This window comes from Frigoribacterium sp. CFBP 8754 (assembly GCF_014841815.1).
GTDB classification, from domain to species: Bacteria; Actinomycetota; Actinomycetes; order Actinomycetales; family Microbacteriaceae; genus Frigoribacterium; species Frigoribacterium endophyticum.
Window position 1 is genome coordinate 190989 of record NZ_JACYUO010000004.1, and the last position, 18772, is coordinate 209760.

General features: G+C 75.5%; 16 protein-coding genes. 5 read left to right on the forward strand and 11 right to left on the reverse strand.

The window, feature by feature from the left end:
• Nucleotides 1-436 precede the first annotated feature (436 nt).
• Nucleotides 437-841 carry an ATP-dependent DNA ligase gene (locus IFT72_RS12735; protein ID WP_185231378.1) on the forward strand — a complete coding sequence of 135 codons (405 nt, stop codon included), beginning with the start codon at nucleotides 437-439 and terminating at the stop codon, nucleotides 839-841.
• A 31-nt stretch (nucleotides 842-872) separates the two neighbouring features.
• Here the strand turns inward: IFT72_RS12735 and IFT72_RS12740 are convergent, their stop codons facing one another.
• The 5 genes from IFT72_RS12740 to IFT72_RS12760 all read right to left on the reverse strand — a co-directional run bounded on the left by IFT72_RS12740 (nucleotide 873) and on the right by IFT72_RS12760 (nucleotide 4927).
• On the reverse strand, nucleotides 873-1070 hold the full coding sequence (locus IFT72_RS12740; RefSeq protein ID WP_192046665.1) for a hypothetical protein: 198 nt from the start codon (nucleotides 1068-1070) through the stop codon (nucleotides 873-875).
• 203 nt (nucleotides 1071-1273) lie between these two features.
• Nucleotides 1274-2968, reverse strand: a complete 1695-nt coding sequence (locus IFT72_RS12745; protein WP_056052293.1) for a ribonuclease J — start codon at nucleotides 2966-2968, stop codon at nucleotides 1274-1276.
• Nucleotides 2969-3303: 335 nt separating this feature from the next.
• On the reverse strand, nucleotides 3304-3651 hold the full coding sequence (locus IFT72_RS12750) for a hypothetical protein (RefSeq protein ID WP_192046666.1): 348 nt from the start codon (nucleotides 3649-3651) through the stop codon (nucleotides 3304-3306).
• A gap of 102 nt (nucleotides 3652-3753) precedes the next feature.
• Entirely contained in the window at nucleotides 3754-3990 is a 237-nt protein-coding gene (locus IFT72_RS12755; protein WP_192046667.1) for a hypothetical protein, read from the reverse strand.
• Nucleotides 3962-4927: a helix-turn-helix transcriptional regulator gene (locus IFT72_RS12760; protein WP_192046668.1), complete on the reverse strand. Its 966-nt coding sequence runs from the start codon at nucleotides 4925-4927 to the stop codon at nucleotides 3962-3964. The genes IFT72_RS12755 and IFT72_RS12760 overlap by 29 nt, the downstream gene beginning before the upstream one ends.
• 180 nt (nucleotides 4928-5107) lie before the next feature.
• Between IFT72_RS12760 and IFT72_RS12765 the strand changes: the two genes are divergently transcribed.
• Together IFT72_RS12765 and IFT72_RS12770 are read left to right on the forward strand one after the other, a co-directional pair.
• Complete coding sequence (locus IFT72_RS12765) at nucleotides 5108-6595, forward strand: alpha/beta fold hydrolase (protein WP_192046669.1); 1488 nt, start codon at nucleotides 5108-5110, stop codon at nucleotides 6593-6595.
• 11 nt (nucleotides 6596-6606) lie between these two features.
• A complete protein-coding gene (locus IFT72_RS12770) occupies nucleotides 6607-8190 on the forward strand; it encodes a GMC family oxidoreductase (protein ID WP_244634510.1) in 1584 nt (527 codons plus the stop codon).
• A gap of 108 nt (nucleotides 8191-8298) precedes the next feature.
• Here the strand turns inward: IFT72_RS12770 and IFT72_RS12775 are convergent, their stop codons facing one another.
• Both IFT72_RS12775 and IFT72_RS12780 read right to left on the reverse strand, forming a co-directional pair.
• Entirely contained in the window at nucleotides 8299-9267 is a 969-nt protein-coding gene (locus IFT72_RS12775; RefSeq protein WP_192046671.1) for a hypothetical protein, read from the reverse strand.
• A gap of 49 nt (nucleotides 9268-9316) precedes the next feature.
• Nucleotides 9317-10162, reverse strand: coding sequence for a Cof-type HAD-IIB family hydrolase (locus IFT72_RS12780; protein ID WP_371741292.1), 846 nt, complete (start codon nucleotides 10160-10162; stop codon nucleotides 9317-9319).
• 219 nt (nucleotides 10163-10381) lie between these two features.
• On the opposite strand from IFT72_RS12780, the gene IFT72_RS12785 reads away from it, so the two are divergent.
• The gene (locus IFT72_RS12785) at nucleotides 10382-10960 is read left to right on the forward strand and encodes a PadR family transcriptional regulator (RefSeq protein WP_185231390.1); all 579 of its coding nucleotides are present in this window, start codon (nucleotides 10382-10384) and stop codon (nucleotides 10958-10960) included.
• A gap of 69 nt (nucleotides 10961-11029) precedes the next feature.
• On the opposite strand, the gene IFT72_RS12790 is transcribed toward IFT72_RS12785, so the two are convergent.
• Both IFT72_RS12790 and IFT72_RS12795 read right to left on the reverse strand, forming a co-directional pair.
• A complete protein-coding gene (locus tag IFT72_RS12790; RefSeq protein ID WP_192046672.1) occupies nucleotides 11030-12718 on the reverse strand; it encodes an ATP-binding protein in 1689 nt (562 codons plus the stop codon).
• Entirely contained in the window at nucleotides 12715-13383 is a 669-nt protein-coding gene (locus IFT72_RS12795; RefSeq protein WP_056052315.1) for a response regulator transcription factor, read from the reverse strand. Before IFT72_RS12795 ends, IFT72_RS12790 begins: the two co-directional genes overlap by 4 nt.
• A 1081-nt stretch (nucleotides 13384-14464) precedes the next feature.
• Between IFT72_RS12795 and IFT72_RS12805 the strand changes: the two genes are divergently transcribed.
• Entirely contained in the window at nucleotides 14465-15127 is a 663-nt protein-coding gene (locus tag IFT72_RS12805; protein ID WP_192046674.1) for a hypothetical protein, read from the forward strand.
• 35 nt (nucleotides 15128-15162) lie between these two features.
• Here the strand turns inward: IFT72_RS12805 and IFT72_RS12810 are convergent, their stop codons facing one another.
• Together IFT72_RS12810 and IFT72_RS12815 are read right to left on the reverse strand one after the other, a co-directional pair.
• On the reverse strand, nucleotides 15163-16488 hold the full coding sequence (locus tag IFT72_RS12810; protein ID WP_192046675.1) for a glycosyltransferase: 1326 nt from the start codon (nucleotides 16486-16488) through the stop codon (nucleotides 15163-15165).
• Nucleotides 16485-18755 carry a glycosyltransferase gene (locus IFT72_RS12815; protein ID WP_192046676.1) on the reverse strand — a complete coding sequence of 757 codons (2271 nt, stop codon included), beginning with the start codon at nucleotides 18753-18755 and terminating at the stop codon, nucleotides 16485-16487. Before IFT72_RS12815 ends, IFT72_RS12810 begins: the two co-directional genes overlap by 4 nt.
• Nucleotides 18756-18772: the final 17 nt, after the last annotated feature.

Genomic DNA, 18772 nt, shown 5'->3' on the forward strand with positions numbered 1-18772 from the left:
CCTCCGGGGGTCGGGGGGCGGGGGCGGCGGCCGCGCGGGCGGAACGACGAGCACGAGCCTACGACGACGTCCGTGACGCAGCCCTACCCCGCGGAGCGCCTTATGTCCAGAACTACCTGGGCCGGTCACGCTCCGGCATCGTGAGGGAGTCTCGGCCGGGGTTCAGGTGGCCGAGGCGTGCTCTCGCCGGTCGGGCCCGGGGGAGCGGCGGCAGGGCCCCGTTCGGGTCGGGTCCCTGCCGCCACGGCCCGTCACGACCGCTAGCCTGGGCACCTGAGGAGAGCCGAGCGGGCGCGTCACCGACGTGGCCACGCCGCCGAGGGCGGCACCGCTGAACGGGCTGGCGCAGTGCGGGGTGCCCCGCACGGACACACCCCACCGCAGCCCGGACCCCGCTGCCCAGCACGGTCCGTGCGCCTCATCAACGGAGCACCCCATGGGTTACATCGTCTACGACGGTGAGCAGCTCGAGTTCAAGGTCGAGGACCGCCTCCTCGCCCACCTCCAGATCGTCATCGTCAACAAATTCCGCGCGGGCGAGTCGTTCGTCTTCTCCTGGAAGGAGCCGATCGAGACCGGCGACGGCCGGTCGACCGTCTGGCTCGCGCCCACCATCGGGCTGCGGTTCAAGTTCGCCGGCAGTCGAGCGATCGACATCAACCCGACGTGGCTCGACGCCCTCTACGCCGGCGCCGCCTCCGGTCGGGGCCTGCGCCCGGAGCCCGAGCCCGAGCTCGACCCGAGCACGACGCTGCCGGGGTCGGCGGGCGCCCAGGTCGACTGGGCCAGCGACCGCCCGGAGCCCCCGAGGACACGTCGGGCACGGCCGCCCGTCGGGTAGCACCGTCGCTCGGCGAGGTGCCGGGGAGGCGTCAGCAGTCGCGGCCCTGCGTGGTCAGCGACGTCCCGCACCGGTGGCAGCGCCAGCGCACGACGTGGATGCCGTGCGGCACGACGCGGCCGCTCATCGTGCGGGGGCCGCCGCACGCCTGGCAGTCGCGCGAGGGCAGCTCCCGGGCGCGGGTGGGGCCCGGCGCCGTGGTCGACGTGGTCTGGTCCGTGGTGGTCATGCGCGCCTCCTCCGCCCTCGGGGGCGTCCTCGTCGACGCACCGGTGGGCTGGTGTGGACGGTACGCCGACGAGCCTGACCGTCGCGGGGGGTTGCCGGAGGCGCGGTGCGCGATGTAGGGCGCGCACGCCGAGAGCCCCGGAGGTCGTGACCTCCGGGGCTCTCGGGCGCCCGTGCGGGCGGGTGGTGCGGGGTGCGGCCGGCTCAGTCGGCGTCGACGACCACGGTCGTGATGACCGGGGTGCGGCGGTGGCGGCGGAGGAACCAGCGGCTGAGGCCGTCCTCGATGGCCTGCTCGGCGGCTTCGCCGTCGATCTTGCCGCGGGCCGTGGCCTGCTGCAGCGCCTTCTCGGCGACGTCCTCGGCCTGCTTCTCCCAGCCGGCGGCCTCGACGAAGCCGCGGGGGATGAACTCGACCGGGTCCACGAGCTTCTGGGCGCCCTCGTCGAAGATGCCGAGCACGGTGATGTGGCCCTCCTCGGCGAGCGAGAGGCGGTCCTTCAGGGCGTCCTCGGTCGCGACGCCGATCGTGGCGCCGTCGACGAAGACGTAGGGCGCCGGGATGCGGCCGGCGATGCTGGCGCGGCCACGGTCGAGGTCGACCACGACGCCGTCCTCGACGACGAGCACGCGGTCCTCCGGCACGCCGGTCGCGATGGCGAGGTCGGCGTTGGCCGTGAGGTGGCGCCACTCGCCGTGCACGGGCAGCACGTTCTTCGGCTTGACGATGTTGTAGCAGTAGGTGAGTTCGCCGGCGCTGGCGTGGCCGGAGACGTGCACCTTCGCGTTGCCCTTGTGGACGACCGTCGCGCCCCAGCGGATCAGGCCGTTGATGACGCCGTAGATGGCGTTCTCGTTGCCAGGGATCAGCGAGCTGGCGAGCAGGATGGTGTCGCCCTCGCCGACCTTGATGATGTGCTCGCGGTTGGCCATGCGCGACAGCGCCGCCATCGGCTCGCCCTGCGAGCCGGTGCAGATGAGCACGATCTTCTTGTCGGGCATCTTGCTGAGCTGCTTGAGGTCGACGACGAGCCCCTGCGGGATGTTCAGGTAGCCGAGGTCGGACGCGATGCCCATGTTGCGCACCATCGAGCGGCCGACGAAGGCGACCTTGCGGCCGTGCTTGTGGGCGGTGTCGAGCACCTGCTGGATGCGGTGCACGTGGCTCGCGAAGCTCGAGACGACGATGCGCTTGGGCGCCTCGCGGAAGACGCGGTCGATCGCGGCGCCGAGGTCCTTCTCGGCGGTCGTGAAGCCGGGCACCTCGGCGTTGGTCGAGTCGGTCATGAACAGGTCGACGCCCTCGTCGCCCAGGCGGGCGAAGTGGTTGAGGTCGGTGATGCGCTTGTCCATCGGGAACTGGTCCATCTTGAAGTCGCCCGTGTGGAGGACGAGCCCGGCGCTCGTGCGGAGCGCGACGGCGAGGCCGTCGGGGATGGAGTGGTTCACGGCCACGAACTCGAGGTCGAACGGGCCGGCCTGGTGGTGGTCGCCCGCGGCGACCTCGTGGGTGATCGGCGTGATCTTGTGCTCCTGCAGCTTCGCCGTGATGAAGGCGAGCGTCAGCTTCGAGCCGACCAGGGGGATGTCGGGGCGCTCCTTGAGGAGGTAGGGCACGCCTCCGATGTGGTCCTCGTGGCCGTGCGTCAGCACGATCGCCTCGACGTCCTTCAGACGGTCGCGCAGCGCCGTGAAGTCGGGCAGGATCACGTCGATGCCGGGCTGGGTCTCTTCGGGGAAGAGCACGCCGCAGTCGACGACGACGAGCTTGCCCTTGTGCTCGAAGAGGGTCATGTTGCGGCCGACGTCGCCGAGGCCGCCCATCGGGGTGACGCGGAGCGCACCGCGCTTCAGGGGCTGGGGCTTCTTGAGGTCGAGCTCGTGCTTGATCGTGGACATCGGTCTTCTTCCGTCGGAGGGGTGTCGCTGAGCGGAGCACGCGGTCGAGCGGGCCTCGCGGTCGGGAGCCGGCACGTTCTGCCGGTCTCCCTGATGTCGTGGAGGGCGTGGTCGCAGGCCGTGGAGGCAGGGCGACGACGCCGTGTGGTGCGGGCCGTGGGCGGCTCCCGTGAGGAGACCGGCACGGCCGTGAGGTGCAGGGCGGGTGTCGTGCGGAGGCCCGGTCGTGACCGCGGCTCGCCGGCGAGACGGCGTCCTGCGGCCTCGTTCTCCCCTGAGCATGTCACGAGTGGGGCCCAAGTGGGAAAACGGGCGGCGTCGGCCTGCCGCGCCGGTCAGCGCGCGAGGCGCTCCATGTGCGCGGTCGTCTTCTCGGTGAGGAAGGCGCAGAGCCTCGCGACCGAGCCGACCTCGTGGGCGAGGGCGAGCACCTGGTCGGCGGTCGCCCGGGCGTCGCGCTCGCGGGCCTCGAAGGTGACCGTCCACTCGGGCGAGCCGCCGATCTCGCGACGGAGGAAGACCTCGGTGCCCGAGGTCTCGAGCCGCACGACGATGAGGGCGGTGTCGACCATCGACTCGTCCCACGAGGCGTCGACGGCCTGCGGCGACGAGGGGTGGGCCTGCTCGAGGGCGTGGAACTCACGGACCCAGCCGTCGAGCTCCTCCGAGGTCAGACGGGGCACGGGCTTCTCCTCGACGGTCGGGGCGGGGCCGCCGGGCGGGCGGACGACGACCATCCTGCCGTGTCCGGCCCGGGTCTGCCCGCTCCTCCGCGGCGCGCGTCGTCAGCGGCGACGGAAGAGGTCGGCGACGGCCCCAGGGCCGGGAGCGAGTCGCACCGCCATCTCGTCGCGCACCCGCGCCTCCTGCTCCCGGTCACGGGTCAGCTCGGTGATCTCGGCCGTGGCTGCCCACCAGGTCGCGAGACGGGCACCGAGCCCGTGGCGGACGGGCAGGGGGGAGGCGGCGGTGCGGGCGTCGCCGCAGCCGGGCTCAGCGGGGCGGTCGGGGACGCTCAGCACGGCGTGCCTCCTCGGGGGCTCTGGTCGGGTCGGCGGGGTCAGGGGTGACGGTCGCGGGGCCCTCGTCGGCGTCGACGGTGGCCGCCCAGCTGGCGAGCAGGCGGAGGCGCTCCTCCGTGGGCGAGCCCGGCTCGGCCGCGTAGACGAGCAGGTTCAGCCCCGGCTGGCCCATCGGCTCCATGGCCTCGTAGACCATCTCGAGGTCGCCCACGACCGGGTGCGTGAACCGCTTCTGGCCGGAGACGTGGTGGCGCACCTCGTGGGCTCCCCAGCGGACGCGGAACTCGTCGCTGCGGGTCGAGAGCTCGCCCACGAGGTCGTGCAGGGCGCGGTCGTGCGGGTCGCGGCCCGCCTCGGTGCGGAGGATGGCGACGTTGATGTCGGCCGCGACCGACCAGGAGGGGTAGAAGCGCTCGGCGAGGTCGCGGTGCAGGAAGACGAAGCGAGCGAGGTTGACCGGGCGCTCGGGCAGCGCGTAGAGGTCGCTGTAAAGGGCCCGGAAGAGGGCGTTCTCGGCGAGGACGTCCATCCGGCCGTTGCGCAGGAAGGCCGGGCCCGCCGTCACCGAGTCGAGGGTGAGCTGCATCGCCCGCGAGACGCGGCTCGGCGGCCGGGGGCGGCGCCGCGCCGCGAGGGGCGACTCCCGGGCGGCCCGCGCGAGGTCGGCGAGGTGCGCGCGCTCGGCGTCGTCGAGCAGGAGGGCCGTGCCGAGGGCGTCGAGGACGGCGGCGGAGGCGCCGCCGAGCCGGCCTCGCTCGAGGCGCGTGTAGTACTCGACGCTGACCCCGGCCAGCAGGGCGACCTCGCTGCGGCGGAGCCCGGGCACGCGACGGCCGGGGCCGCCCGGCAGCTCGACCTGCTCGGGCCGGACGCGCGCGCGCCGGCTGGTGAGGAAGTCGCGGATCTCGGTCTCCGTGCTCGTCGCGTCGATGTCCATGCCCACGACGGTACGACGGGACGGCCCCCGGGAGGGCGCCCTGTCAGGGCCCCTCTCCGCCGGCTGGCCGCTCTCGGAGCGGCCGGGGCCGAGCCCGTACCCCGGCTGCGAGTTCTGTCGGGGGTCGTCCGTACTGTCAAGGGGCTTGTACTTCCCTCTCGCGACCCAGTAGGAGAACCCATGACGTCGACCGAGACGCGCCCCCTCCCGGTGGCCTTCTGCCTGCACGCCCTCGGGTCGAGCGCGCGCGAGTTCGACGGGGTCGCCGAGCGGCTCCGCGGCGTGGTCGACGTCGTCGCCCTCGACCTCCCCGGCTTCGGCGACGCCGACACCAGCGACGGAGTCACCGTCGACGACATGGTGCGGCTCGTGACCCGGCGCATCCGCGAGAGCGGCGCCTCGCGCTGGTTCCTGGTGGGCCACAGCATGGGCGGCAAGATCGCCTCGATCGTCGCGTCGCGCACCCTGGCCGGCAAGGGCGGGGTGTTCGGCCTCGCCGGCGTCGTGCTGCTCGCGGCCTCCCCGCCGTCGCCCGAGCCGATGGAGGAGGAGCGCCGGGAGGCCATGATCGGCTGGGTGACCGGCGGCGACGGCGAGGCCGTCGGCGGCGGCGCGGGCACGGGCGCCCTCGACGAGGCCGCCGCCCGCGAGTTCGTCGACGCCAACGTCGGTGCGCCCCTCGACCCCGCGGCCGACGCGGCCGCCGTCGCCGACGTGCGCCGCGCCTCCGGCGAGGCCTGGCAGGCCTGGCTCGAGCAGGGCAGCCGCGAAGACTGGTCGGCCGAGGTCGGCGTGCTCGACCTGCCGGCGCTGATCGTCGCGGGCGGCGCCGACGGCGACCTCGGCCCGGACGCCCAGCGGCGGGTCAACGGCCCCGTCTACGCGCGGGCCCGGCACCTCGTGCTCGACGGCGCCGGCCACCTGCTGCCCCTCGAGCGGCCCGACGAGGTGGCCGACGCGGTCGCGACCTTCTGGCGTGAGCAGGCCGGCGTGGGCCCGGCGCCCTCGCCCGACTTCGTGGCCACCCTCGCCTCCGCACGCACGACCGCCAAGACGCGCGGCATCCTCGCGCGCCGCGCCGTGGCCGACGACACCGACTACCGCCCGGTCGTCCTCGACGACCAGCAGCTGACCACGCTCCGCACCCTGGCCGACCTGGTCGTGCCGCAGCGCGGCGCGGCCATCGACCTGGCGGCCCGCGTCGACGCGCAGCTCGCCCGCGGCGAGGGCGACGGCTGGCGCAACGCCGACCTGCCGAGCGACCCCGAGGCGTACCGCACAGGCCTCGACGCCCTGGTCGGCGTCACCGCGATGACCGCCGAGCAGCGGTCCGACCTCGTCACGGCCATCGTGGCCGGCGACCCCGACCCCGAGCTGGTGGCCCACGGCGACAGCGGCGGCGGCAGCTCGCACCACGGCGCCGACGGCGACGACGGGCCGCCGCGCGACGAGGAGGCGCACCCGTTCACGGTCGCGCAGCTCACGGCCTGGTTCGAAGACGTCCGGGTCGACCTCGTCCGCCAGTGGCTCGCCCACCCGGCGACGATGGAGGAGATCGGCTTCGACGGCTTCGCCAACGGCGGCGACGGCCTCCGCATGCAAGGATTCCGCCGGCTCGCCGCCGGTGAACGAGAGGGCTGGGAGCCCCGGATGGAGGTGGTCCGATGAAGCTGGACGACATGACCAGGTACGCCGACGACGAGGTCGTCGACGCCGTGGTGATCGGCACGGGCGCGGGCGGAGCGCCGATCCTCGCCGAGCTGGCGGCGGCCGGGCTGCGGGTCGTGGCCCTCGAGGCCGGCTCGAACCTCGGCCCCGCCGACTACACGTCGGACGAGGCGGAGGCGGTGGTCATCAACTGGATGGACGAGCGCCTCAGCGGCGGCGAGACCCCCACGGCCTTCGGGCAGAACAACTCGGGCAAGGGCGTCGGCGGCTCGACCCTGCACTGGGGCGCCTTCACGCCGCGCCCCGACCCGCGCGACCTCACGCTGGGCTCGCTCACGGGCCAGGGCGTCGACTGGCCCGTCGACCACGACGAGCTGATCGGCTACGTCGAGCGGGTGGAGCGCTTCGTCGGGGTCTCCGGCCCCGCCGAGTACCCGTGGGACGCTTCGCGGTCGTACGAGCTGCCGCCGCCCGCGCGCAACGCGTCGAGCGACATGATGCTGCGCGGCTGCGAGGCCCTCGGCATCCGCGCGACCGACGCCCCCGCGGCGCTGGTCACCCGCGACTGGAGCCAGGAGGGCGGCGGCCTCCGCCAGGCCTGCGTGAACTGCGGCGGCTGCCACCAGGGCTGCCGCAACGGCGCCAAGGTCAGCATGGACACCACCTACCTGCCCAAGGCCGTCCGCGACGGCGCCGAGATCCGCGCCGACTCGGTCGTCACGGGCATCGAGCTGGACGACGCGGGCGAGGTCTCGGCGGTCGTCTACGTCCGCGACGGCGTCGAGCACCGCCAGCGCACGGCGGCCCTCTTCCTCTGCGCCGGCGGCGTCGAGACGCCCCGCCTCCTGCTCCACACGGGTCTCGCGAACAGCAGCGGCCAGGTCGGCAAGAACTTCATGGCGCACGGCGCCACGCAGGTCTGGGCCACGTTCGACGACGAGATGCGCGGCCACCGCGGCTACCCGTCGTCGATCATCTCGGAGGACTTCTACCGGCCCGAGGGCGCCGACTTCGTCGGCGGCTACCTCATCCAGAGCCTCGGCGTCATGCCCCTCACCCTCGCGACGACCCTCGCCCGCGGGGCGGGCCTCTGGGGCAGCGAGCTCGTCGACGCGATGCACTCGTACCGCTACATGGCGGGCGTGGGCATCAACGCGGAGTGCCTGCCGTACGAGCAGAACACCCTCGAGCTGACCGACGAGCTCGACGCCTTCGGCGTGCCCAAGGTCGTCGTGACCTTCACCCCCGGCGAGAACGAGAAGGCGCTCGACCGCCATGCCGTCCGCACCATGACGGCGATCGTCGAGGCCGCCGGCGGGCGCGACGTCCGGGTGCTGGCCCGCACCGCGCACACCATCGGCACCTGCCGCATGGGCACCGACCCGGCGGAGGCCGTGGTAGACGCCGAGGGGCGCAGCTTCGACGTGCCCAACCTGTGGGTCTGCGACAACTCGGTGTTCCCGAGCGCCGTCGTCGCGAACCCGGCGCTGACGATCATGGCGCTCGGCCTGCGCACGGCCGAGCGGTACCTCGCCTCGGTCGGCATCATCGCCTCCTCGGCGGAGACGACCAGCCACGAGGTCGTCGCGGCCTAGCTGCAGCCGCGTCGAGGTGACTCGACCTGGCCCCTCCGCCGCGGCGAAGGCCCAGGACGAGTCACCTCGATGTCCGCGACGCGACGCGACGTGACGCCGCGCGCAGCGTCAGCGGCGCAGCCAGGCGTCGACGAGGAGATCGCCGCGGATCTCGCGCAGCCGGTCGAGCAGCAGCGGCACCGTGGTGCGCCCCAGGCCGCCGACCTGCAGGTCGTACGGCCCGAGCGCGGGCAGCTTCCCGGTCCGCACGCGCACGACCTCCCAGCCGACGCCGCGAAGCGCGCGGTCCTTCCGGCGGTCGGCGTCCTCGCGCTTCCCCACGTGCTCGAGCCCGTGCCGCCCGGTGCTGTCGTACTCGATCGCCACCCGCAGCTCGGGCAGCACGATGTCGGGCCAGGCCTCGACGTGGTCGAAGAACGGCTTGCCGAGCCGGACGGCGTTCTGCCCCGGCGTGAACTCCAGCCGCTCGGTGAGGTCGGCCCGCAGCTGCGCCTCGACGGCGGAGGCCGGAGGCGGTGCGCAGCTGCTGACGAACGGCTCGCCCGGCGGCAGGTCGGGCGTCGCGCGGCAGAGCCCGGGGGAGGCGCGGGGCACGCGGGCCCGCACCGGTCGCCCGCCCGAGGCGCCCGCCGTCGACCGGCGGTTCGCCCAGGTCGCCTCGAGCTCACGGCCCCGCGTCGATGCTCCGCTCGGCTGGGCCACGGGCCCCGTGACGAGAGGGCTGTCGCCCGGCAGGCGCACCGTCGCCGCCATCGGCAGGCTCGGCGTGCGGGGCCGGGCGAGCTCGGTGCAGTCGGGGCACCACGACGACCGCCGTCGCTCGCGGCCCGGCCGCGAGCGCTGCTCGTCGGGCGTCGCCACGACGAGGTGGCCGGCGTCGCAGAGCCAGGTGAGCCACACGTCGGCGGCGGGCGGGATCTGCGTCAGCACGACGCCGCCGTTGAACTCGGGCCGGTACTGCCGGATCAGCACGGGGAACGACGCCCACGCCTCGCGGAACCGCCCGACCTCGTAGGGCACGTCGGTGCCGCGCGACCACTGGCGTCGCGCCCACCACCTCGCGATCGGTTCCGGCACGGCGTCACGCTAGCCGCGGCCTCCGACACCGGCCCCGCACCGGCCGGGCTCAGCGCCCCAGGTGGGGCAGCACCGCCCGGATCGTCGTCAGCACGCCGCCCTCGGTGTTCGCGGGGGCCCCGTGGCGGGCGCGCTCGCGCACGAGCGGGTGCGCGTTCTCGACGGCGTACGACCAGCCGGCCGCCTCGACGAGCTCGAGGTCGTTGAGGTAGTCGCCGAAGGCCATCGTCTGCTCCCGGGTGACGCCGAGCTCACGCTGCAGCCGCTCGAGGGCGCGGCCCTTGTTCACGCCGCGGCGCATGACGTCGACCCAGTTCGCTCCGGACACGACGACGTCGACGTCGAGCCCCAGGGCCCGGACCGCCGGACCCGTGCGCTCCTCGGCGCGGCCGTGGTCGTAGACCGCGAGCTTCAGCACGTCGTCGTGCCGGGAGGCCTCGAGCACGTCGTCGACGACCTCGAGGGCCGCGTAGTAGCGCTGCACGTGCGAGACGAACTCGGGGTCGACCCGCTCGATGTACGCCGACCTGGCCCCGCAGACGACCAGCCCGGCGGCCGGCTGGGCGTCGCCCGCGTCGCCGACGCCCGCCTCCCCGCGGGCCCAGGCCACGACCGGCTCGACGCTCTCGCGGTCGAGGGGCTCGATCGCGATCGTCACGCCCTCCCGCACGACGTTCGTGCCGTTCTCGGCGATGAAGACGAGGCCCGGACGCTCGCCGAAGACCTCGACGAGCGTCTGGTACTGGCGCCCGCTCGCGGGGGCGAACAGGACGCCGGCCCGCTCGAGGTCGTCGAGCAGCGGCCAGAAGTCGTCGGGCACGTTCCCGTCGCCGTCGAGCAGGGTGCCGTCCATGTCGCTGGCCACGAGTCGGATGTCGGGGATGTCGTCGGTCACGGTCACCCACTCTGCCGCACCGGGGCGGGTGGCCGGCACCGCGCTTCCTCGGGGCCGGCGAGGGGGGCGCGGGGCCCGCCGCGCCTCCGGGACACCCCGTGCGCCCTGCGGACGAGCAGGCGGCGGCGCGCGGGCCGCACGGGTGAAAGCGCGGGTGGACAGGGGCGTCCACGCCCGGAGAGCCCGGGGAGCGGGGCCGGCCGTCGACAGACTGGAGGGATGGTCCTCGACATCCTCGTCCTCGCGACGCTCCAGGAGGGGCCCCTGCACGGCTACGAGCTCAAGCGCCGCGTGGTGCGGCCGAGCCTCTCGACGGTCAGCAACAACTCGCTCTACCCGGCGCTCCGGCGCTTCGAGGAGAGCGGCGCGGTCACCGTCGCGGTCGAGCAGCAGGAGGGGCGCCCGGCCCGTCGCACCTACAGCCTCACCGAGGTGGGCCGCCGCCAGCTCGTCGAGCGCATCTCGACGCTGCCGGCCGAGAAGGCCGCGAACGACGAGGAGTTCGCCGTCCGTTTCGGCCTCTTCGACCAGGTCGGGCCGGAGGCGCGGGTCGCCGTGCTGCGCGAGCGCCTGTCCGCCGTCGAGCACAAGCTGGCGACCGCCCGCGAGCTCGTCGCCGCCCACGACGCGCACGCGCCCGCCAGCCACCGCGACCTCGCCGCGGCCCGCCTCGTGGCCGTCCTGGACGACGAGCGTCGGTGGACGGCGGAGCTCATCGCCGCCGAGGCCGGCCGGGCCGACCCGGACGCGCGGAGCGCGGAGAGCGGAGCCCCCGCCGTCGCCAGGCTCCTCGGCTAGTCCCTGGTAGACTAGGTGACCGTGGGCATCGTCCACAGGGCGCCTTCGGGTGGCGCCCGAGAGGAACGGTCATTCGGGTCTGTTCCTCTCCGCTCCTCCATGCCACGTCGGGTGTGCATGGAGGGGCGTCTCCGTCTGTGCTGAAGAGCTCTGGGCCGCCGCCGACTGCGTGGCAGACCGGGCCGTGGCCGACCGGGCCGCGGCCGGCAGCCGCAGCTCGAAGCGCGCGCCGCCGAGCCCCGGGTCGGCACCGCCGCCCGCGGCCCGCGGCAGGCACACCACGTCGCCTCCGTGCGCCCGGGCGATCGCGCGCGCGATGGGCAGCCCGAGCCCCGACCCGCCGTCGCCGCGCGCCCGGGCCTCGTCGAGGCGCACGAGCCGGTCGAAGACGCGCTCGCGGTCGGCGTCGTCCACGCCCCGGCCGTCGTCGTCGACCCGCACGACCACCTCGGCCGTGTCGACGACCCCGCGGCTCGCCACCGAGACCCGCACCGACGACCGCGCGTGGCGCACGGCGTTGTCGAGGAGGTTGCCGACGACCTGCCCGAGCCGGTCGAGGTCGCCGGAGACCGGCGGCACCGGCCCGCTCGTCACGACCTCGACGGCCACGTCACCGCCGCGCACCCGCTGACGCTCGGCCGCCCCGCGCGCCACCTCGGCCACGTCGAGGGGGCGGGGGGCGAGCGCGAGACCCTCGTCGAGCCGGGCCATCAGCAGCATGTCGCCGATCAGCCGACCGGCCCGCAGCGACTCCCGCACCACGTGCACCGTGAGGCGCTCCCGCTCGTCGTCGTCCAGCTGCGCCCGCACGAGCGTGTCGGCGGCGGCCTGGATGCCGGCGACCGGGGTGCGCAGCTCGTGGGCCGCGTCCGACACGAACGACCGCAGCCGCGCCTCCGCGGCCAGCGCCGCCCCCTCGGCCCGCTCCAGGTCGTCGAGCATCTCGTCGAAGGCGGCCGCCGTGCGCCCCAGCTCGGTGGTCGGGCGTGTGGGCCGCAGGCGACGACCGCGGTCGCCGCCGGAGATGGAGCGGGCGACGGCCGTCATGCGCTCGAGGGGCCGGAGCGTCCGTCGCACGACCAGCACGAGCGCTCCCGCCGCGAGCAGCAGGAACGCCGCCGACGCCCCGAGCAGCACCCCGCGCAGGGTGGCGAGCGTGTCGTCGATCGAGCTGGTGCCCGCGGTCAGCGCCAGCTCGGTGCCGTCGCTGAGCACGGCCTCGTAGCGGATGAGGTCGCCGTCGTCGACGACCGAGCTCGACGTCACCGACACCGTCGCGTCGCCGCTGGTGGGTTCCGTGCTGGTGGGGTCGGGCGGCGTCGTGCCCCCGGAGCCGGTCGTCCCGCCGGTGGCGCTGCCGGAGTCGCGGGGCCCGCCCGCCGGTCCCGGCAGCTCCCCGAGGGGGTCGGCTCCCGGCCCCGCCCTCAGGTCGTCGGGGCTGGGCCCCGCCGTCACCGCGCCTCCGTCCGGGCTGGTGACGACGACGGAGACGCCCTGCGCCGAGAGCCGGTCGGCCAGGTCGTCGTCGTCGACCGTGCCGACGAGCGCGGCGGCCGCGGCGGCGCGGTCGCCGAGGCGCTCGACGACCTGGGCACGGAGGCGGTCGCCGACGAGGGCCTGGACGGTGAGCGCGAGGGCGAGCAGCAGGACGGCGAGCAGGGCGGTCACGGCGACGACCGTCCGGGTCCGCAGCGAGCCGGTGCGGAGCGGAGCCCCGGGCGCCGACCCCGAGCGGCCGCGCGACCGGGACGGCGTCACGCGCTCACCTGGTAGCCGAGGCCGCGGACGGTGTGGACGAGCCGCGGGCCGTGAGCCTCCATCTTCTTGCGCAGGGCGCTGAGGTGGACCTCGACGAGGTTGGGGTCGACGTGGTCGTAGCCCCAGACCTGCGTGAGGATCTGGGTCTTCGACAGGGTGCGGCCCCGGCTCGCGGCGAGGTGGGCCAGCAGCCGGAACTCGGTCGCCGTGAGGTCGAGGTCGTGCCCGCCCCGCCGGGCGAGGCCGGCGTCGGGGTCGACGACGAGGTCGTCGATCTCGATGACGGCGGCGATGCGGCCGCGGCGGCGCAGCACGGCCGTCACGCGGGCGACGAGCTCGGCGACCACGAACGGCTTCACGACGTAGTCGTCGACGCCCTCGCCGAAGCCCCGCAGCCGGTCGTCGACGCCGTCGCGCGCCGTCATCATGATGACGCCGGCGTCGCTCGCCCGCCGCACGCGCTCGGCGAGCACGATGCCGCTCGGCCCCGGCAGCATCCAGTCGAGCACCACGAGGTCGGGCACGAAGGTGCGGAGCTCGTCCGCCAGCTGCTCGCCCGACACCAGGCCGCGGACGGCGAACCTCTCCGCGGCGAGGGCGGACACGACGGAGGCGCGGATCGCGTCGTCGTCGTCGACGACGAGCACGCGGGCGGGAGGCAGCATCCCTCGACCGTAGGCGGGCCGTCCATGGGCGAGCAGCCCGTCACCTGGGCGAACGCTGTTCTTAAGCACCGCTTCAGGACCGCTGATGAACCTGGTGGAGAACCGGTCGAGAGGCCCCGCCCCGAGGGCCCGCCGGACGAGGAGACGACATGACCCACGACGACACCCCCACCCAGCCCCTCCCGCCGGTGCCCGGCGACGGCCGCGCCGACGCCGGCCCCGGCAGCTCGCTCCGTCGGCGCCGACCGCGCCTCGTGATCGGGCTCGCCGTCGGCGTGCTCGGCGTCGCGGCGCTCGGGTCGACGGCGGCGTTCGCGGCGGGCCCCGGCTCGTCCGGCTCCGGGTCGACGAGCGCCACCTCGANCCCCGACCAGGGCGGGTCGGCGACGGGCGACGAGGCCGAGGGCGACGCGACGGGGGCGCCCACGCCGCCCGCGCCTCCGGCCGGGGACGAGGCCGACGCCGACGCGCCGACCCCGCCCGCACCGGGGGAGTGCGGCCCCGGTGCGACCGGCGGGCCCGGAGCCGGCCCGGCCGGTGCCGACGGTGCCGACGGGCCCGCCGGGCCGCTCGGCGAGGGCCGGCCCACGCCGCCCGCGCCGCCGACCGACGGCTCGGCGCCCACGCCGCCGACCGACGGCTCGACGCCCCCGGTGCCCGGTGACGGCTCGGCGCCCACGCCGCCGACCGCTCCGACGGATGCGCCCGAGGCGCCGGCCGACGACTCGTCGACCGGCAGCTGAGCAGGCGGGACCCGGCCGAGCGTCGGGTCCCGGCGGCTGACGCCGCCACGACCAGGCTGTGCGGTCCAGATCCGCTGATCCACTCCGGAGTGGATCAGCGGATCGATGTCCACTCCGCGGCGCGTGCGGTCGCTCCACTCTGGAGTGGAGCGTGGGTCCGGGCACGGCGCGCGTGCGTGGCGGGCTGCTCCACTCCGGAGTGGATCAGCGATCCTGGACGGCGTTCTCCCGGCGCCCCGGCGCCCCGGCCCTCCGGCGCCCCGGCCCCCCGGCCCCCCCCGGCGCCCCGGTGCCCGGTCGGCACGACGGCACCGCGCACCGCCGGTAAGCTCGCGCCCATGGTGACCGTCGTGATCCCGTGGCGTCCGCAGCCCAGTCGTGTGCCGGCCTTCGAGACCGTCGTCGCCTGGTGGCGGCGTGCCCTGCCCGACGCCGAGATCGTCCCCGTCGACACCGACGACGAGCTCTTCAACCTCGCACGCTGCCGCAACGTGGGCGTCTCCCGCGTGGCCGCCGACGAGGTCGCCGTCATCGCCGACGCCGACACCCTGCCCCAGCTCGAGCCCCTGCTCGCCGCGGTCGCCGCGGCCCGCACCTCCGGCCGCGTGCACCTGCCCTACACGGCCTACCACTGGCTCGGGGCGACGGGCAGCGCCCAGTTCGCCGCCGGCACACCGCTCGAGGAGTGCGACCACGAGCTCGTCCGCGGTGCCTGCTCCGGCGTCTACGTGACGACCCCCGCCACCTGGCGCAGCCACGGCGGGCAGGACGAGCGCTTCCGCGGCTGGGGCTTCGAGGACGCCGCCTGGTACCTCGCCCACGAGACCCTGCTCGGCGAGGCCCCCGTGCGCCACGAGGGCACCGTCTTCGCGCTGCACCACCAGGCGGAGTCGCGCGAGGGCCCCCAGTACGACGCCAACGCCGCGCTGATGCAGGCCTACCGCGAGGCCGCCGTCGACGAGGCCACGATGCGCGCCTTCCTGCAGGTCCCCGCCGCCTGAGGCCCGCCCCAGCGCATAGCGCCCAGCCCCGGGGCTCAGCGCAGACGGCCCGCCGCCGCGGCGTCCACCGCCGCGAGGGCACGGAGCCGGCCCGGCTCCCGCCGCAGCGACCCCGAGAGCGCGACCAGCGCCTCCCGGGGGCCCTCCGGCAGGTCGAGCACGTGCGCGACCGCGTCAGCCAGCTCGTCGACCGAGGCCGTGTTGGGCGGCAGCACGACGCCCACGCCGGTGCGCTCGAGCGCCGAGGCGCCCGCGAACTGGTCGGTCGAGAACGGCAGCACCACGAGCGGCACCCCGTGCGTCATCGACTCCGTGACGCTGTTGTTGCCCCCGTGCGTCACGCCGGCGGCAGCCCGCGAGAGCAGCCGCACCTGGGGCAGGAACCCCCGCACCAGCCACGACGCGGGCAGCTCGCCGAGGTCGGCGGGCACCGCGGAGCCCGTCGCGATCGCGGCCCGCACCCCGAGCCCGTCGAGCGCCGCGGCGACGCGGGCGAGCACGTCCGACCGCACCGACAGGAAGCTGCCGAAGCTCACGTAGACGAACGGCTCGTCGCTCGAGGCGAGCCACTCCTCCACCTCGGGGTCGAGCGGCTCCTCACGCACCGCGGAGCCCAGGTGGGCGTGCGGCGGCAGCAGCGGCGTGCGCTCCGGGTCGGCGAGCTCGGCCGGGTAGTTGTAGAGCAGCAGGTCGCCGTGCTCCGAGAACGCCGACGCCGAGGGGGCCGCGGCGGGGTCGAGCTCGGCCAGGGCGGTGTTCCACTCCCGGGTGAAGGAGGCGCTCACCCGGTCGCAGAGGGAGCGCAGGTCGGCCAGCGCGGCCGGGTCGAGCGCCGCCTCCCAGCCCGCGGGCCACTCCGGCGGCAGGCCGTAGACCTCGTCGCCGAAGGGCAGCGCCGAGGGATGCCCGAGCACCACGTCGGTGTGCGGCACGTGCCCGGCGACCAGCGCCAGCCGGGCGCTGAAGGCCAGGTGGTCGACCATGACGGCGTCGGGCTGCACCTCCGCGACGACCGCCTGCACCGCGCGGGCGGTCTCGACGGGCTGCCACATGAGGTCGGTGAGCCGCTCGCGCGCCTGGTAGGCGAGGGTCTCGACGCCGCCGCGCCGGGTCGCGTCGAAGAAGCCGCGCAGCGAGTCGTCCTCGCCCGCAGGCTGCTCCTCGGCGCGGATCACGCCGGGGTTCGAGCCGCGCGCCAGCTGCAGGTGCGCCCGCTCGAACCCGAACGACGCCACGATCCCTGCCGTCGCCTCGCCGGTCGCGACGACGACGCGCTCGCCGCGGTCGCGCCAGGCCGTCGCGAGCGTCGCCAGCGGCAGCAGGTGCGACGCGTAGTCGGGCGAGATCACCAGGAGCGTCATCGGAGCCACGCCGTGTCGAGGGCCGCGACCTCGTCGAGGTGCACGCCGCCGTAGACCGACGCCAGGGCCGACGCCATCGCCTGGATCGTGAAGCTGTGCTCCACGGTGGCTCGCGACCGCGCCGCCCTCTGGTCGTCGGGCTCGCCCGCCGCCAGCCCGACCGCGCGGGCCATCGCGGCGGAGAGCGCGTCGACGTCCCAGGTGCTGGTCAGCACGCCGGTGACGTCGCGCTCGACGTAGGTCGACGGGCCACCGCCGTCGGGGGCGACGACGAACAGGCCCGAGCCCATCGCCTCGAGCAGGGCGATGCCGAACTCCTCCTTGAGGCTGCCGCAGACGTAGACGCCGCGCGGGGCGGCGAGGCCGGGCACGCCGAAGCGGGCGGCGGCGACCCAGCGGGCGACGGTGTCGTTGGGGCGGTGCCCCGGCAGCAGCAGGCCGGAGGCGCGGTGCGTCTCCCGAGGGAGGGTCGCGTGGATGAGCTCGAGCTGTTCCCGCTCGTCGGGTGACGGGTCCGTCAGGTCGCCGCCGACGAGCAGCAGGTTCGCCCGGTCGCGGAGCGGGCCACGGGCCCAGGCGTCGACGATCGTCGCCATGCCCTTGACGCGGTGGAAGCGCCCCACGCTGACGACGAGCGGCAGGTCCCGCCGCTCGGCGGGCAGCGTCTCGAGCAGCTCGCGCAGCTCCGCGAGGGGCGGGGTCGGGGGCTGCCCGGCGGCGTGGGCGGCCGCCTCGGCGACGGCCCGGTCGACCACCGCGAGGTCGATGCCCTCGGGCACGATCGTGTGGCGCTCGGGGTGCGACGTGATGTCGATGCCGACGAGGTCGCGCAGGTCGGCGGCGAGCTCGGGGCGGGGGAAGAGAACGGTGTGCGACGCGTTCGAGGCGAGCTGCTGCACGAGCCTCGCGCGGAACCAGAAGTGCTCCTTGACGTCGACGTCGCCGAAGTTCTCGCGGGTGAGGCCGCCCGCGAGGTCCATCGACTGGATGACGGCGTGCGGGTCGGGCGCGACCGTGAAGACCACGGGCACGTCGAGCTCGCGCGCCACGTCGGCGGCGGCCAGGCTGCCGACGTCGGCCATGCGCAGGTGCAGCACGTCGACGCCGCCGCTGGCGCGCAGCACGCGGCGGATGCCGCGGCGGGCCGCGACCCGCAGCGGCCAGGCGGCGGCGGAGGGCACGGGGCCGCTCAGCAGCGGCACCCGCCCGTAGACGTGGCCGCGGTCGTAGCCGGCGAGGTCGCTGACGCTCTCGAGCGCCCCGGCGGACGAGCCCCGCGAGAGGGTGACCACCCGGCTGACGGTGAGCGGCGGGCCGTCGTGCACCGCGCCTCCCGCCGACGTGGGCAGCCGCGATGCCGTCGAGGAGTCGCGGGGCGAGACCGCCTCCGGCCGCACGTCGACCGGGTGCTCGGCCGTGTCGGCCACGAGCGCGTCGCCGAGCCGCACCAGCAGGGTCGCGATGCCCCCGTTGTCGCCGCTGCCCGCCGCGGTGAGGTCGGCGTCGATGTCGGCGTGGAGGAAGAGCTGCGCGACCGTGAGGCCGCGCTCGGCGGCGTCGTCGGCGCCGGCGGCGGAGCCGGGGCCCGCGGCCAGGTCGACGAGGGCGAGCCGGGCGACGTCGGCGAGGTAGCCCTCGCCGTCCGCCCAGCGCTCGAGCGCGACGGCCACCCCGGGGGCGCCGCGACGCTGGCCGAGGGCCGAGACGGCGGCGACGCGCACGTGCTCGCACTCGCCCTCGTCGCCGGCGACGGCCAGCAGCGGGCGCGTCGCGATCCGGTCGCGCACCAGGCCGAGCGTCTCGACCAGCCGGTAGCGCGCCTCCGCGTCCCGGACGCCGATCAGGCTGCCCTCGACCGACACGGCCACGAGGTCGGGGGCGGCGTCGGACCACTGCTCGAGGGTGCGCTGCGCGAGCATGCCGACGAAGCCGCCCTCGACGACGAGCGCCAGCAGGCGGCCGACGGTCTCGGGGCGGGGGAGGCGCGACGACAGCGCCCAGGCGGCGTGCTCGCGGAGGAAGGCGCGCTCGCTCGAGAGCACGGCGCTGAGCGCGAGGTCGGCCTGCTCGTCGTGCACCTGCGCGAGCGCGTGCGTCGCGGCGATGGCGACGAGCTGGTCGCTGCTGCCGAGGGCGCCGGTGAGCAGGCGGATGGTGCGCGTCCCGCCCGTGCGCGCGGCCTCGAAGGCGAGGTCGTCGGCGAGGCGCATGGACTCGACGAGGCCGGTCGCCTGGTGGACGGCGTCGAGCGAAGTCTGGATGCCCACGGGAGCCCCTCTCGCGG

What these genes read in the sequence shown, in the direction of transcription:
- IFT72_RS12810 (WP_192046675.1), bottom strand. Translation starts at nt 16,488, where the DNA reads ATGACGCTCCTGGTGATCTCGCCCGACTACGCGTCGCACCTGCTGCCG.
- IFT72_RS12795 (WP_056052315.1), bottom strand. Translation starts at nt 13,383, where the DNA reads ATGCTGCCTCCCGCCCGCGTGCTCGTCGTCGACGACGACGACGCGATC.
- IFT72_RS12785 (WP_185231390.1), top strand. Translation starts at nt 10,382, where the DNA reads ATGGTCCTCGACATCCTCGTCCTCGCGACGCTCCAGGAGGGGCCCCTG.
- IFT72_RS12745 (WP_056052293.1), bottom strand. Translation starts at nt 2,968, where the DNA reads ATGTCCACGATCAAGCACGAGCTCGACCTCAAGAAGCCCCAGCCCCTG.
- IFT72_RS12805 (WP_192046674.1), top strand. Translation starts at nt 14,465, where the DNA reads ATGGTGACCGTCGTGATCCCGTGGCGTCCGCAGCCCAGTCGTGTGCCG.
- IFT72_RS12765 (WP_192046669.1), top strand. Translation starts at nt 5,108, where the DNA reads ATGACGTCGACCGAGACGCGCCCCCTCCCGGTGGCCTTCTGCCTGCAC.
- IFT72_RS12760 (WP_192046668.1), bottom strand. Translation starts at nt 4,927, where the DNA reads ATGGACATCGACGCGACGAGCACGGAGACCGAGATCCGCGACTTCCTC.
- IFT72_RS12740 (WP_192046665.1), bottom strand. Translation starts at nt 1,070, where the DNA reads ATGACCACCACGGACCAGACCACGTCGACCACGGCGCCGGGCCCCACC.
- IFT72_RS12735 (WP_185231378.1), top strand. Translation starts at nt 437, where the DNA reads ATGGGTTACATCGTCTACGACGGTGAGCAGCTCGAGTTCAAGGTCGAG.
- IFT72_RS12770 (WP_244634510.1), top strand. Translation starts at nt 6,607, where the DNA reads ATGACCAGGTACGCCGACGACGAGGTCGTCGACGCCGTGGTGATCGGC.